Origin of the sequence: Streptomyces sp. URMC 124, from assembly GCF_051386455.1 — a bacterium.
Taxonomy (GTDB): Bacteria; Actinomycetota; Actinomycetes; order Streptomycetales; family Streptomycetaceae; genus Streptomyces.
The window spans coordinates 1-14474 of record NZ_JBPQTS010000052.1; the positions used below are offsets into that span (position 1 = coordinate 1).

At 72.3% G+C, this 14474-nt stretch carries 12 protein-coding genes; 7 read left to right on the plus strand and 5 right to left on the minus strand.

The annotated features are described in order from the left end of the window. Together ACSNOG_RS13685 and ACSNOG_RS13690 are read right to left on the minus strand one after the other, a co-directional pair. Positions 1-884: tetratricopeptide repeat protein (locus ACSNOG_RS13685; protein WP_436752897.1), on the minus strand; the 884-nt coding region annotated here is incomplete at its 3' end. 471 nt (positions 885-1355) lie between these two features. Then, positions 1356-1982, minus strand: a complete 627-nt coding sequence (locus tag ACSNOG_RS13690) for a uridine kinase family protein (RefSeq protein ID WP_436752898.1) — start codon at positions 1980-1982, stop codon at positions 1356-1358. Between the two features lie 239 nt (positions 1983-2221). Between ACSNOG_RS13690 and ACSNOG_RS13695 the strand changes: the two genes are divergently transcribed. The 4 genes from ACSNOG_RS13695 to ACSNOG_RS13710 all read left to right on the plus strand — a co-directional run bounded on the left by ACSNOG_RS13695 (position 2222) and on the right by ACSNOG_RS13710 (position 8317). Further along, positions 2222-3736 carry a peptidase C39 family protein gene (locus ACSNOG_RS13695; RefSeq protein ID WP_436752899.1) on the plus strand — a complete coding sequence of 505 codons (1515 nt, stop codon included), beginning with the start codon at positions 2222-2224 and terminating at the stop codon, positions 3734-3736. A gap of 89 nt (positions 3737-3825) precedes the next feature. Continuing rightward, on the plus strand, positions 3826-4494 hold the full coding sequence (locus ACSNOG_RS13700) for a GNAT family N-acetyltransferase (RefSeq protein ID WP_436752900.1): 669 nt from the start codon (positions 3826-3828) through the stop codon (positions 4492-4494). Between the two features lie 254 nt (positions 4495-4748). Then, complete coding sequence (locus ACSNOG_RS13705; protein ID WP_436752901.1) at positions 4749-5573, plus strand: SAM-dependent methyltransferase; 825 nt, start codon at positions 4749-4751, stop codon at positions 5571-5573. A 197-nt stretch (positions 5574-5770) separates the two neighbouring features. Further along, positions 5771-8317, plus strand: a complete 2547-nt coding sequence (locus tag ACSNOG_RS13710; RefSeq protein ID WP_436752902.1) for an EAL domain-containing protein — start codon at positions 5771-5773, stop codon at positions 8315-8317. A gap of 74 nt (positions 8318-8391) precedes the next feature. Here ACSNOG_RS13710 and ACSNOG_RS13715 read toward each other — a convergent pair whose 3' ends face one another. Continuing rightward, the gene (locus ACSNOG_RS13715) at positions 8392-8805 is read right to left on the minus strand and encodes a DUF779 domain-containing protein (protein ID WP_436752903.1); all 414 of its coding nucleotides are present in this window, start codon (positions 8803-8805) and stop codon (positions 8392-8394) included. Positions 8806-9119: 314 nt separating this feature from the next. On the opposite strand from ACSNOG_RS13715, the gene ACSNOG_RS13720 reads away from it, so the two are divergent. The 3 genes from ACSNOG_RS13720 to ACSNOG_RS13730 all read left to right on the plus strand — a co-directional run bounded on the left by ACSNOG_RS13720 (position 9120) and on the right by ACSNOG_RS13730 (position 12308). Continuing rightward, complete coding sequence (locus tag ACSNOG_RS13720; protein ID WP_436752904.1) at positions 9120-9809, plus strand: GGDEF domain-containing protein; 690 nt, start codon at positions 9120-9122, stop codon at positions 9807-9809. A 116-nt stretch (positions 9810-9925) separates the two neighbouring features. Continuing rightward, positions 9926-11641, plus strand: coding sequence for an outer membrane protein assembly factor BamB family protein (locus tag ACSNOG_RS13725; RefSeq protein ID WP_436752905.1), 1716 nt, complete (start codon positions 9926-9928; stop codon positions 11639-11641). Between the two features lie 193 nt (positions 11642-11834). After that, entirely contained in the window at positions 11835-12308 is a 474-nt protein-coding gene (locus ACSNOG_RS13730; RefSeq protein WP_436752906.1) for a hypothetical protein, read from the plus strand. Positions 12309-12403: 95 nt separating this feature from the next. On the opposite strand, the gene ACSNOG_RS13735 is transcribed toward ACSNOG_RS13730, so the two are convergent. Both ACSNOG_RS13735 and exaC read right to left on the minus strand, forming a co-directional pair. Then, positions 12404-12805: a hypothetical protein gene (locus ACSNOG_RS13735; protein ID WP_436752907.1), complete on the minus strand. Its 402-nt coding sequence runs from the start codon at positions 12803-12805 to the stop codon at positions 12404-12406. Positions 12806-12935: 130 nt separating this feature from the next. Beyond that, positions 12936-14459: an acetaldehyde dehydrogenase ExaC gene (exaC, locus tag ACSNOG_RS13740; protein WP_436752908.1), complete on the minus strand. Its 1524-nt coding sequence runs from the start codon at positions 14457-14459 to the stop codon at positions 12936-12938. Between the last annotated feature and the right edge of the window lie 15 nt (positions 14460-14474).

A 14474-nucleotide genomic window follows, 5' to 3' on the forward strand; every position in this document is an offset into this window, starting at 1 on the left:
GCGTGGGCGTTCCAGGAGGCGATGACCTCGCTCGCCGGGGCGGCGGGCGGGACCGGTCCGGCCGGCTCCTCGCCGGGCCCGCCGAGCGGCACCGGAGCGAGGCCCAGGCCGTCGTCGAGGCCGTCGCCGTCGGCGATGGCGGTGAGCCGGGCCGAGGTGTCCATGAAGGACGGGTCGACGCGGTGCACGGCCCGGTACAGGGGGAGCGCGGCGGCGCTGCGGCCGGTGCCCTCGTGGGCGCGCGCGAGCCAGTAGCGCAGCTCCTTGCGCTGGGGCTGCTCGCTGCGACACCGCATCAGCGCCGCGGCCAGCAGCGGCTCGGCCTGGCCGAACATCTCCAGGCGCACCCGGGCCATGCCGCCGAACAGCCCGGCCTCGATGCCGAGCAGGGGATCGTCCAGCAGGGGCTCGGTGTGCCGGACGAGCTGCTCCCAGTCCTTGACGAGGTAGGCGCGGCAGGCGTGCAGGAAGCGGGCCTGGGGGTCGGTCTCGACGGGCGGGCAGCCGGCCAGCGCCCGGTCCAGCTCGGCGACGTGCCGGCCGTCGAGCCAGTGCGAGGCGTGCGCGAGCAGCAGGTCGCGGCCGGTCTCCAGGACAGGCTGGACCCACCAGCCCAGCCAGTACCAGGAGTTCAGGGTGCGCCGGTGGCGCGTGCGCTGCTCGCCGAAGCGGTCCCGGTGGCGGTACATGCGCAGCAGCGCGGTGGTGGTGTCCGCACGCAGCGCGTGCAGGCCCAGCCATGCGTCGGCCATGCCGGGGTCCACCCGGACCGCCGCCCGGAACTCCTCCTCGGCCTGTGCGTACGCGCCCATGGTGTAGGCGTCGACGGCGCGCAGCCAGGCGAGATCGGCCGGGGCGGGTGGGCCCTGCATGCCGAAATCCATCACGTCCCCCACAAACCGTGCCCCCGTAGCGTGCTGCCCGGCGAGTGCCAGGCGCGCCTTGCCGAACCGCTGTGCTGTGGACGGGAGTTGACCAGTGTGTGCCGGCACACCCGCCGATAGGTGCACCGAGTCGCATCGTACCTGCGCTGTTGGCCCCGGCCGAAGGGTGCCGCACTGCCCTTCGCGGCGGAAAAGCGATCCCCGGTCGCCACCGGCCCGCTCCGGGGGATGGTCACCCAGGGTGAGGGGGTCGGTGGGGTAAAGAGCCCAAAAGGAGAATAGCGGGTGGTACGAAGCCCCCGATCACGGGGGAACAACCGGGGGCTTCGCGTCCGCAGGCGGCCTCCATCGGCCGCACAATGAGAACGTAAGTCCTGTACGCCCCGTCGGTCAAGCGGAGTTGGCGCAGTCGGCGGGGATCGGACGGCGAGATCCGGCGGACCGCCGGGCGGCGATCACGGAGCGTGATGATCAGGTACGCCGGGGCGGGGTTGTGGTCGTTTTGTGCGGCCCCGGCAGCACCTCGTACCCCCCGCCGCACTGAAGAATCAGCAGTTCTGCGTACGGGCGCGTCGGATCGGCGGCGAAGTGCGCGCGCTCCGCCCGCATCCAGCCGTCCCAGAAATCGGACAGCTCCGTGCCGTCACGGAGTTGACCCCTTTCCCAGGAGTGCTCATGAGGCAACTCCATCCACAGCAGACACGCGAGATGGGGCCGCAGCGCGCGGCGACCCGCCCCGACGCCCTCCACCAGGACGACCGGCTCCGGCCCGATCTCCCGCTCGTCGGCGAACCGCCGGGCCACCCAGTCGTACGCCCGGAAGCGCGCCGTCCCGCCGCGGCCCAGGGGGGCGAGCACCTGCTCGCTCAGCCGCCCGGTCCACTCGAACAGCTCCTCGTGCGTCGCGAGGTCGTCCAGATGCAGTACGGGCGCTCCGCCGAGCGCCGCCGCGAGCCGTCCGCTGAAGGTGGTCTTCCCGGACCCCGCGTGCCCGTCGACGGCCACCAGGCGGACCGGGCCGAGGGACGGAGGCTGCGCCAGCAGCCAGGGGGCGAGGTCGTCGAAGGAGGCCGGGCCGTTGCGGAGCGGAGCATTCACCGGACCAGCGTAGGCGGGACGCGAACCGATCACCCCATGGTGGGAGGGGGTGGCCGCAGGTTGACACCCTTGCCCCCTCGCCCCCTGCCCCCTTCCCTGACTTTCCCCTGGCTTCCCCCGGCTTCCCCCGTCCTGCCGGTATCGGGAGCCGCAGGACGGGGAATCACTGGCACACCCCGGCGCGCGGCATCCCGCGTGCGCCCCATCCGCAACCCGCAGACGACTGGGGGACCAGCACCATGTCCAGCAGCATGCCCGGCAGACCCGCCACGCGCCGTACCGTGCTCGCCGCCGCCCTGGGCGCCGCGGCGGCCGCGTCCCTCCCGGCCTCGTCCGGGGCGGCTTCGTCAGGGACGTCCTTGTCCCGGGCGGCCTCGACCGGGGCGGCCTCGGGGCCGCCCGGATCCGTATCCTCCGGCTCCGTGGCCCTCTCTTCCTCCTCTTCCTCCTCCTCTTCCTCCTCTTCCTCGCCGTCCTCCCCTTCCTCGCCCGTTTCCTCCGTCTCCGGGAGCGCAGCCGTCGACTACTCCGCCTGGACCACGGCCGCCGACTGGCGGCAGGGCACCGCCGACGGCACCCGCATCCGCGCCGGGCGGCGCGACGGCCTGGTCCTCGACCGGCCGGCGGGCACGCTGGAGTACACCGACCCGCACACCGGCACCAAGGCCTCGTGGGAGTACGCCACCTGGACGGCACCGGTCCGTACCCCGCCCGCCCCGGCGAGCGAGGTCATCGCCTCCTGGAACGCCCACGCGCCCGCCGGCACCTGGATCCAGACGGAGGTGCGCGGCACGTACACCGACCGCACCCGGACCCCCTGGTACGTCATGGGCCGCTGGACGGCCGGCGACGGCCCGGGCGACATCCGCCGCACCTCCGTCGACGGCCAGGGCGACGGCCGCAGCAACGTCTCCACCGACACCCTCGCCGTCGACGACCCGGCCTCGGGCCTGCGCATCGCCTCGTACGAACTGCGCCTGACGCTCTGCCGCAGGGCCGGGAGCCGCCTCACGCCCACCGTGTGGCGGCTCGGCGTCATGGGCTCGGACGTCCCCGACCGCTTCACCGTGCCCGCCTCCGTCCCGGGGACCGGCGCGGGACACGAACTGCGCGTGCCGCGCTACTCGCAGGAGATCCACAAGGGGCAGTACCCGGAGTACGACAACGGCGGGGAGGCGTGGTGCAGCCCGACCTCCTCGCAGATGGTCCTCGAACACTGGGGCCGCGTGCCCACCGCCGAGGAGCTCGCGTGGGTCGACCCCGCCTACGCCGACCCCCAGGTCTGCCACGCCGCCCGCTTCACCTACGACTACCAGTACAAGGGGTGCGGCAACTGGCCCTTCAACGCGGCCTACGCGGCGACGTACCGCGACGTGCAGGCAGTGGTCACCCGGCTGCGCTCCCTCGGCGACGTCGAGAAGCTGATCCGCGCGCGGATCCCCGTCATCACCTCCCAGTCCTTCCTCGCCTCCGAGCTCGACGGGGCGGGGTACGGCACCGCCGGCCACCTGATGTGCGTCGTCGGCTTCACCCAGCGGGGGGACGTGATCGCCAACGACCCGGCGAGCCCGTCGAACGCGGCCGTCCGGCGGGTCTACAAGCGTCGTCAGTTCGAAACCATCTGGCTCCGGACCAAGCGTCACAACGCCCAGGGGCAGGTCAAGAGCGGTTCCGGCGGCGTCTGCTACCTCTACTTCCCCGTGCGGCCGGAGGAGCGGCAGCGGCGGGTGCTGCGGGAGCTGGGGATCCGCTGAGGGCGGAGGAAGGGGTGGAGGAGGTGCCTCCGTACGATCGGGCGCGGACAGACGTGAGCGTCGTACGCCGTACGGAAGGAACCATGACTGTGCATCGGAGAACCGCCACCGCCGCTTCCCCCTCGACCCCCACCGCCGTAGCGGAGATACGGCGGGCCCGGCCGGAGGAGCGGGACGCGATAAGCCTGCTGCTGGGGGAGTCCTTCATGGAGGACCCCGTCAGCGGCTGGGTCTTCCCTGACGAGGCGCACCGCCGCGTCGTCCACCCCGCGTTCTTCGGGGTGTTCCTGGACGCGGCGCTGCGCGACGGGTGGGTCGACGTGATGGACGACCTCTCGGCGGCGGCCCTGTGGATACCGATACAGGCGGACGGCGGTGACGAGGGTGACGACGAGCTCGGCGAGCTGCTGGCGACGGCGGATCCGGGGAACGACCGCGCCCGGATCGTCGCCGAGCTCACCGAGGCCGCCCACCCCGCGGACCGGGCGCACTACTATCTGCCGACCATCGTCGCCGCCCCCGGCCGGCGCGGCGAGGGCCGGGGCAGGGCGCTCCTGACGACCGTCCTCGACCGGTGCGACGAGGAGGGGATGCCCGCCTACCTGGAGGCGAGCAACGCCCGGAGCAGGGCGCTGTACGAGCGCCTCGGCTTCGTCCTCACCGGGACGCCCGTCGACCTGCCGGACGGCGGGCCGCGGATGTGGCCGATGTGGCGGGAGCCGCGGGAGCCGCAGGGGCCGCGGCAGCCGCAGGGCTGACGGGGCGCCGGCGCAGAGCCGACGCGGGGCCGGAGCGGCCGTCCCGGGAGCGATGCCCGGGACGGCATCCGGACATATTTCCCCTCTGGGTCATTTATTGGCATGATCGGCTCTCGGCACGATCGAAGCCGGTGCGGACGAGGATGAATGACAGCTGAATGCGGATCGCCGATTTCCGCTTGCCGCTTCCATTCGAACGAACGATCAGTAGCCTCTGCTCACATGTCCCCGAGGCGAGCTGGAGCAAGAGACTGATGGAGCGTCCCACCTGGGCACCCCAGGGCATCGACCTTTCCGTGCCGAGCGTGTCCCGGATCTACGACTACTACCTGGGCGGCTCGCACAACTTCGAGGTCGACCGGGAGGCCGCCCGCCGGGCCATGGAGGCCTTTCCCGGGCTGCCGAAGATCATGCAGTCGAACCGGGCCTTCATGCGGCGCGCCGTACGCCACGCCGTGGGGGAGGGCATCACCCAGTTCCTCGACATCGGTTCGGGCATTCCGACCTTCGGCAACGTCCACGAGATAGCGCAGGCCGCGGACCCGCGCTCGCACGTCGTCTACGTCGACCACGACCCGGTCGCCGTCGCCCACGGCCGGGCCGTCCTGGAGGGCGACCCGCGCTCCGCCGTCCTGCCCGCCGACCTCCGCAAGCCCCATGACATCCTGACCAGTGACGAGGTGGGCAGGCTCCTCGACCTGGACCGGCCGGTCGCACTGCTGCTCGTGGCCGTCCTCCACTTCGTGGAGGACCAGGACGACCCGTGGGCGGCGGTGGCCGAGCTGCGCGACGCGCTCGCGCCGGGGAGCCTGCTCGTCCTCACGCACGCGACGACCGACACCGGTCCGATCAAGCCCGAGGAGGGGCGTGGAGTGAGTGGCGTCTACCGCAACGTGGGCTCGCCGCTGCTGATGCGCTCGCGCCCGGACGTGGCGCGCTTCTTCGACGGCTTCGAGATGGTCGAGCCGGGGCTCGTGGCCATGCCCGACTGGCGGCCCGACCCGGTGGAGGGCACCGGCGGAGCGGACGACGACCCCGCCACGTACGTCGGCTTCGCGGGCGTGGGGCGCAAGCCATGACCCGAAAGCCGCGCGGCAGAAAGCCGAGCGGATCCGGAGACGGAACGGCGGGGCCGGTTACCGGTGGCCCTGCAGGGGCAGAAGTCACAAGGCCTTGCAGGGGGAGCGGGGCCGGGACCGAGGGCACAAGCGGAATCAGAAACGGAATCGAAAGCGGAAGCGGAACCGAGGTCGGGGTGGGTATCGGGAGCGGGGCGTTGTCGCCACTGGACACGGCTGCCGTGGGCCGGGTGGCGGGCCGTTGCGGGCGGGACGGCGACGCCGACGGTGACGTCGAGGGCGACGGGGACCGCGATCAGGACCGGGGCCGGGGCCAGGGCTGGGATCGAGGCCGGGTCCGAGGCCGGGACCGGAGCCCGGGCGTGCTTCCGGGCGGCCCCTCGGGGACGGACGGTCCGTCAGGGGCGGGCGGCCCGCGGGCACGCAACGCCCACGCCCAGATGGACCGCGACGTACGCGGACCGGGCGCGGGGGGAGAGGGCGTCCCGGCCGCTGCGGCAGGGGACTCCTCCGTCCCCTCCGCCGTCCCCTCCGCGCCCGGGCGGGCGCCCGCCGGGCCCCTGTCCGGGCAGGGTCCCGGCGGGCCCGTGCCGGCCGGTCAGGCGCCCGCCGGCCCCCCGCCCGGCGGGCACGACGCCCTCCGCCGCTTCGCCGCCGTCTGGAGCCGGTCCGTCTATCCCGCGACGGCCACCTCCATGACCCGCGCCGAGTTCGAGGACTACCTCGTCCCGCTCGCCGCCCTCCTCCGCACCGCGCTCCACTCGCAGCCCTTCGACCCCGAGCCCGCCGCCGAAGTCGGCGTCGCGCTCGTCCGGGCCCACTGCACCGACCCGGACGCCCTGTCGCTGATCCTGGGCGCGATCGACTCGTACCTCGTCCTGTACTGCCCGCCGGACCCGGGCCTGCCGGAGGAGGAGGGCCGCGCCCGCTGCTCACGCCTGCAGCACACCGTCGCCGCCGGCTTCGCGCGCGCCCTGCGCGAGCGGACCCTCGCCGAGCAGGAGGCCCTCTCCCGCGCCGCCCTCGCCGCACAGGCCGAGACCGAGCGGGCGCTGCACACCAGCGAGGAGCGGTTCCGCGCCGTGTTCGAGGGCGCCGCCATCGGCGTCGGCATAGCGGACGTCGAGGGCCGCATCATGGACGTCAACGACGCCCTCAGCCGCATGTTCGGCACCCACCCGGCGGAGGTCACCGGCCGGAACGTCGGCGAAATGGTGCACCCCGACGACTCGCCCGACGTCTGGGGCCTCTACAGCGAGCTCGTCCGCGGCGAGCGCGACTACTACCGCGTCGAGAAGGCGTACTACCGCGGCGACGGCAGCGTGCTGTGGACCGACCTGTCCGTCGCCCTGCTGCGCGACGCCCACGGCCGCCCCCAGTACCAGCTCGCGCTCATGGAGGACATCACCGAGCGCCGCCTGCTGCACGAGCAGCTGCGCTACGAGGCCACGCACGACGCCCTCACCGGCCTGCCCAACCGCACGCTCTTCTTCGAACGGCTCGACCGCGCCCTCGCCCCCGGCGGGGACCGCTTCGGCGTCTGCTACCTCGACCTCGACGGCTTCAAGGCCGTCAACGACAGCCTGGGCCACGCCGTGGGCGACCGGCTGCTCGTCGCCGTGGCCGAGCGGCTGCGCTCGTGCGCCGAGGAACCCGCGGAGCTCGTCGCCCGCCTCGGCGGCGACGAGTTCGTGGCCCTGCTGACCGGCCCCACCGCGCAGGAGGACGCCGCCGCCCTCGCCCGCCGCATGCTGGCCGCGCTCGCCGCACCCGTACGCCTCGACGGCCGGGACCTGTCCGTACGGGCCAGCATCGGCATCGTCGACGGCGCCTCCGGCGAGAGCGGCGCCGCGGAGGTGCTGCGCAGCGCCGACATCACCATGTACCGCGCGAAGGCCGCGGGCGGCAACCGCTACGAGCTCGCCGACGCGGACTCCGACGCGCGCGCCATCGCCCGGCACGACCTGACCAACTGCCTGCCGGCGGCGCTCGAGAACGGCGAGTTCTTCATCGAGTACCAGCCGCTCGTCCGGCTCACCGACGGCACCGTGCGGGGCGCGGAGGCGCTCGTGCGCTGGCTGCACCCCGTCCACGGCGTCCTCGGACCGGACCAGTTCATCCCGCTCGCCGAGAACACCGGCCTGATCGTGCCCCTGGGCCGCTGGGTGCTGCAGGAGGCCGCACGGCAGGCGCGCGCCTGGCGGGCCGAGGGCACGTGCGAGGGCCCCCTGCGGGTCAACGTCAACCTCTCGCCCTCGCAGCTGCGCCACCCCACCCTCGTCGCCGACACGGTGGCCGTCCTCGACAGCTCCGGCCTGGACCCCTCGGCCCTGTGCCTGGAGGTCACCGAGAACGCCCTCATCGGGGCCGACGAGGAGGAGCTCCGGCCGCTGCGCCAACTCGCCGACCTGGGCGTGGACATCGCCCTGGACGACTTCGGAACCGGCTACTCCAACCTGTCCTACCTGCGCAGGCTCCCCGTCAGCACGCTCAAGCTGGACCGCTCCTTCACCCGCGGCATGCAGTGCGCGCCCGCCGACCCCGTCGACGTGAAGATCGTCGAGGGGATCGTCTCGCTCGCCCACACCCTCGACCTGTCGGTGACGGTCGAAGGGGTGGAGACGGGCACGCAGGCGGAGCACCTGAGGGTGCTGGGGTGCGACACCGCCCAGGGCTGGTACTACGCGCGGCCCGGGCCGCCGGAGCGGCTGCACACGCTGTCGCTGGTGGACGCGGCGTCGTAGGGCTTGCTGCCCTCTGTGAGCTCCCGTGAGCTCCGTGAGCTCTGTGGGCCCGGTTGCGGCGGTCGTCGGCTCCGTCAGCCGAGTCGGCGCGCCTCGTCGTCCGTCAGGAGCCGCGACCGCAGCAGGAACCGCTGCCCTTCCGGGGCCTCGAGGGAGAAGCCGCTGCCGCGCCCGGGCACCACGTCCACCGTGAGGTGGGTGTGGCGCCAGCGCTCGAACTGGTCGGCGGACATCCAGAAGCCGACGGGTTCCGCGACGCCCTCCACCCTCAGCTCCGCGAGCAGGACGTCCGAGGCGCCCGTACGGAACTCGCCGTCCGGATAGCACATCGGCGAACTGCCGTCGCAGCAGCCGCCGGACTGATGGAACATCAGGGGACCGTGCCGCTCGCGCAGCAGCCGGAGGAGGCGCGCCGCGGCGGGGGTCAGGGCGACGCGCGAGAGGGGGGCTTCGGGACGGCCGGTCTGCTGCGGACTCGCTGGACTCACCGTTGATCTCCCTTTCCGCAGGATCGTCTCTGCCGGACTGCACAGCCTGCCGCGATCCGCGGCCGCGGGCCAGAGGTCTGCGCGGCCGCGCTCACGGGCGGCGGTCGTGGCCGGGGCGTCGCTCGGGGCATGGCGGGGGTCACGGGCAGGGCCACGAGCGGGGCCCGGGGAAACGGGGGATCTCCAGCATGACCGGATCCACCCACCGGCCCGCTCGCGCCCCACCGCGACGGCGTACTCGCGCCTCAACGCGCGCTCATGGCGCCCACGGCGAGGGAAGCGACGGGCCACCTCTCTGTTCCGGAAGGTGCCCGATGAACCTCCTGCTCCAGGCCTTACCGATCGCCGCCCCCACCCTCGGCTGGGCCGCCCACGCCCTGCTCCTCGTCCGTCGCCTGCGCACCGCCCGCACCGACCCGCTCACCGGCCTCATGCGTCGCGAGGAGTTCACCCACCGGGCGCAGCGGGCGGTCAAGCGGCCGCACGCCGCCGTCCTGCTGCTCGACCTCAACGGCTTCAAGCAGATCAACGACACGCACGGCCACGCCGTGGGCGACCAGGTCATCGCGGCGGTCGGCCGTCGCCTGTCCGTCTGGTGCCGGGAGCGGGGCGGATTCGCGGCGCGGCTGGGCGGCGACGAGTTCACCGCCGTGGTGCGCCTCGCGCCGGACGCCGACCTGGACTCCGAGCTGACGTACAGCCTCTCCGCGCGCCTCTCGGCGCCGCTGGAGACCGGCAGCGTCACCCTCTCCCCGCGCGCCTCCATAGGCATCTGCTGCACCGGTCACCGGCCGGGCGCCGGCCTGCCGGACCTGCTCCGGGGCGCTGACGAGGCGATGTACACCGCCAAGCGACTCGGCGAACACTGGCGCCCCGCCGGTCCGGTCGATGTCTACCGCACCACCAACGGCCGCCGCGACGGCCGTTCCGGAACGCGCGTGGGCGGCGTTCGTTCCGGCGCCCACCTGACGCTGCTCGCACCGATGCGCAGGAACGCGTCGTAGCCCGGCCCTTCCCTCCTCCCACCACCCGGCGCCCGCACCCCGCCCGGCGGGCCGCCGGGGAATCCGACTTGGTATGACTGGTCCCTTACGAGGGAGAGAAGGAGATTCGAGGCCCAATGGGCGAGTCCTTGAACGAGAACGGCGGGGACGACTACGTCATCGCGCCGCCGGAAGCGCCGCGACCGCCGACGCCGGCACCCGCGGGCGAACCGCCGCAGTACGGCGGGGCACCGGCGTACGGAGCAGCGCCCGGGTACGGGTCGGCACCGCCGTACGGCGCGGCACCGGCATACGGCGCGGCACCGGCGTACGGATCGGCGCCCCCCTACGGTGGGTTGCCGCCCTACGGCGCCTCGCCGCCCTACGGAGCGGCCCCGGTCCCTCCGCCCGTGTTCCCGGCACCCGCCCGCCCCCGGCGGAGGGGATTGATCGCCCTCGCGGTGGCCGTCGGCCTGGTCCTCGTCGCCGCACTCGGAGCGGGCGTCTGGATGCTGCTGCCCGGTGAGGGAAACGGAGCCAGGGGCAAATCGGGTGACGGCACGTCAGGCGGCAGCCGGGCGACCGTGTCGTGGAGCCTTCCGTACACCAGGTCCGGGCTCGACCACCCCACGATGATCCGTGGCGTGTGGTTCACCGGCAAGAGCGTGGTCAAGGCGCTGCCGGACCGTATCGTCGGACTCGACCCGAAGACCGGAAGGCAGCAGTGGGAGGCGCCCGCCCCCGGCTCGGGCAGCTTCCTGTGCCAGGCGTCGGCCGACTCCACGGCGAACGTCGCGATCCTCGCCCGCGGTTCCGGGCGGGAGTGCCACACCTTCTACGCCGTCGACCTGACGTCGGGCAAGACGCTGTGGGAGCACTCGACCGACTCCGACGAGTGGGCTCCCTCCGGCGGCCCCCGGATCGCCCGCAGCGGCGACGTGGTCGTCGTCTCCGCGGACAACCGCCTCACCACGGCGTTCCGGGTGAGCGACGGCAAGCAGCTGTGGAAGGACGGCGACAAGGGCCTGTACGAGGGCGCCGAGGCCAAGGACACCTGCCGGGGCGAGGGTTACACGGGTGGCAGGCAGCTGCTGCGCATCCAGCACTGCCTCTTCGGCAGCAGCGACCCGGGCACGTACCTCGCCGCGGTCGACCCGGCCACCGGCCACGAGAAGTGGAAGTACCGCCTCGGCGAGTACGGCAGGCACGGGCAGGTCCTCGCGACCTCTCCGATCGTCGTCGACGATCCCGACCAGCCCTACGAAGGCCGCATGCGCGTGAGCGTCCTCGGTGACGACGGCAAGCCCCGCGCCCGCCTCGAAGGCACCCCCAAGCGCCGCTTCGGCCTCGCGCGCGGCGACGGCAGCGCCCCGGCTCCGGACGTGCGGATCGCGGGCGACACGCTGGTCATGGCGGCGGACCGGGACGAGAAGGACTCCGACGACAACAACCAGCTGACGGCTTGGTCCCTGACCAGTGGGAAGCGTTTGTGGGAGCAGCGTGCGACCGGGTACCTGCAGACTTATCGCTTGGTGACGACTTCGAACGCCGGCACTGACACTGACACTGACACAGACACCGGCACCGCTTCCGCCGCCGTACTGGCCTACTCGGCGGGCAACATCCACGACCCGGCCACCCTCGTCCGCTTCGACCCGGCGACGGGGTCCCGGAAGGTCCTCCGCACCTACCGCCCGACCCCCACCAAGGCCTGGATCGGCTCGGACCCCTACCCCGTCGCCCACGGCAAGTCGCTCTACCTCTCGGCGGGTTACGTCTCCGAGGCCAAGGGCACGCCGGTGGAACGCCGCCAGAAGTCCCTGATCTCCCTGCCGGGCGCTGACGGCAACTGACCCCCGGAGACCCTTCCCTCGGCGCTGTACGCACCCGCGCGTTGTCCCTCCTCAGGAGGAACAACACATCGCTGCTGACCACACGTTCGCGGGAGCGCGACGCCACCAGGGGTACGCACATGCCCTGTTGGGGACGTTTCTTCCCGCACGCCCCCCAACCCACACCAACTCCCCATAGAGGCGGCAATCAACCATGATGTCACCGAAAGGCCGGGAAAGATCCCGTACCTACCGCAACACCCACCACTCGGAGGAGAACGTGACGTTCCTGAGGAACGCCGCAGCTGCCGCAGCGATCGCGGTCACCGCGCTCGCCGGCCTCGCCGCCCCTGCCGGTGCCGATCCGGTGCCCAACACCGCCGAAGCCCAGGCGACCAGCACCGACGGACAGAGCAAGACCAGCACCGCGGGTCTGGCGCCGATCTCGGCGAACACCCCGGTCCAGCGCGCGTCGAGCGCCACCGAGCGTGAACTGGCCGCGAACTGCTGGAACGGGCGCACGGACGGGGGCCGCAACTTCTTCATGACGTGCAACGGCACCTCGTACCACGTCTACGTGGACTGCACGGACGGCCGCCACTTCTTCCCGGAGACCTTCTCGGGACAGTGGGACTTCCGCCTGACCTGCCCGGTGGGAACGCGAGCCGTCTGGGGCGGCAGCTGGTAGCACGGAGCACGCACCGCATCGGCCGGGCGTCGCGCTCCGGCGCCCGGCCGATGGCATGACGCCCCCCTCCTGACGTCCAGGAGAGGGGCGCGAGTTCACTTCTTCCGGCGCTTGCGGGGCGCGGGCAGGAGCGGGGCCTCGGTTTCGCGGGCGGCGGCGAAGAAGGGCGCCATGACCTCCTCGTACTGCTTGAGGGACTCGGGCCCCAGGTCGACCTCCAGCCACTTGGGCACCTGGATTTCCTTGATTTCCGTGACCGGGGAACCGTCCTCGTCCACCTCCCCCGTCAGGTCCTCCATTTCCTCGGCCACCGTCACGGCGAACTTGACCGTGGTCAGATTATCGGTCACCTCGGGGGCGAGATCATCGAAGTCGATCCGCTGCACGTAAATCGTCGTCGTGATCGTCTGACCACCGACCTCGATCGTCTTTACCCCTTCTTCCACGCCGGGCTGACCCTTGTGGGATTCGTCTACCTCAATGAATTTGGTGCCCATGGACGGCGCCTCTCCTTTTCGTCGGTACGCACCCAAAGTCTAGTGCAGCGCGGGGTGTTGACGCCAATTCAGGGAAGCGCTCCTCGATGGTTTGTCCGAGGCCCTTTCCGACCGGAAAGCCGAATGGCCGCTAGAAGAAGCCGAGCTTCTTCGGGGAGTACGAGACGAGGAGGTTTTTGGTCTGCTGGTAGTGGGTCAGCATCATTTTGTGGGTTTCCCGGCCTATGCCCGATTGCTTGTAGCCGCCGAATGCCGCGTGGGCCGGGTAGGCGTGGTAGCAGTTCGTCCAGACCCGGCCGGCCTGGATGGCCCGGCCGGCTCGGTAGGCCGTGGTGCCGTTGCGGGTCCAGACGCCGGCGCCGAGGCCGTAGAGGGTGTCGTTGGCCAGGGTGATCGCTTCGTCGAAGTCCTTGAAGGGGGCCACTGCCACCACCGGGCCGAAGATTTCCTCCTGGAAGACGCGCATGTTGTTGCGGCCTTCGAGGATGGTGGGCCGGACGTAGTAGCCGCCCGCGAGTTCGCCGCCGAGGTCGGCCCGGGCGCCGCCGGTGAGGGTGCGGGCGCCTTCCTGGCGGCCGATGTCCAGGTAGGAGAGGATCTTTTCGAGCTGGTCGTTGGAGGCCTGGGCGCCGATCATCGTGGCCGTGTCGAGGGGGTGGCCGGGGAGGATCGCCTCGGTGCGGGCGACGGCGGCTTCCATGAAGGGCGCGTAGTGGCCCTGCTGGACCAGGGCCCGGGACGGGCAGGTGCAGACCTCGCCCTGGTTGAGGGCGAACATGGTGAAGCCTTCGAGGGCCTTGTCGAGGAAGTCGTCGTCCGCCGCCGAGACGTCGTCGAAGAAGATGTTCGGGCTCTTGCCACCGAGTTCGAGGGTGACGGGCTTCAGGTTCTCCGAGGCGTACTGCATGATCAGCCGGCCCGTGGTGGTCTCCCCGGTGAAGGAGATCTTGGCCACGCGCGGGCTGGCCGCCAGCGGTTTGCCCGCCTCCACGCCGAAGCCGTTGACGATGTTCACCACGCCCGGCGGAATGAGGTCGGCCACCAGATCCAGCCAGACGTGGATCGAGGCCGGGGTCTGCTCCGCCGGCTTCAGCACCACCGCGTTGCCCGCCGCCAGGGCCGGCGCCAGCTTCCACGCCGCCATCAGGATCGGGAAGTTCCACGGGATGATCTGGGCGACCACGCCCAGGGGCTCGTGGAAGTGGTACGCGACGGTGTCCTCGTCGATTTCCGAGAGGCTGCCCTCCTGGGCGCGGATCGCGCCCGCGAAGTAGCGGAAGTGGTCGATCGCGAGCGGGATGTCCGCGGCGAGGGTCTCGCGGACCGGCTTGCCGTTCTCCCAGGACTCGGCGACCGCCAGCGCCTCCAGGTGCTGCTCCATGCGGTCCGCTATGCGGTTCAGCACGCCCGCCCGCTCCGCGGGGGACGTGCGGCCCCACGCCGGGGCCGCCGCGTGGGCCGCGTCCAGCGCGCGCTCCACGTCCTCCGCCGTGCCCCGAGCGATCTCGGTGAAGGGCGTGCCGTCCACCGGCGTCGGGTTCTCGAAGTAACGCCCCTGCTTCGGCGGTACGTACTCGCCGCCGATCCAGTGGTCGTACCGCGGACGGTAGGAGACCAGCGCGTTCGGCGTGCCGGGGTTCGCGTAACGAGGCATGGGGGACAGCCTTCC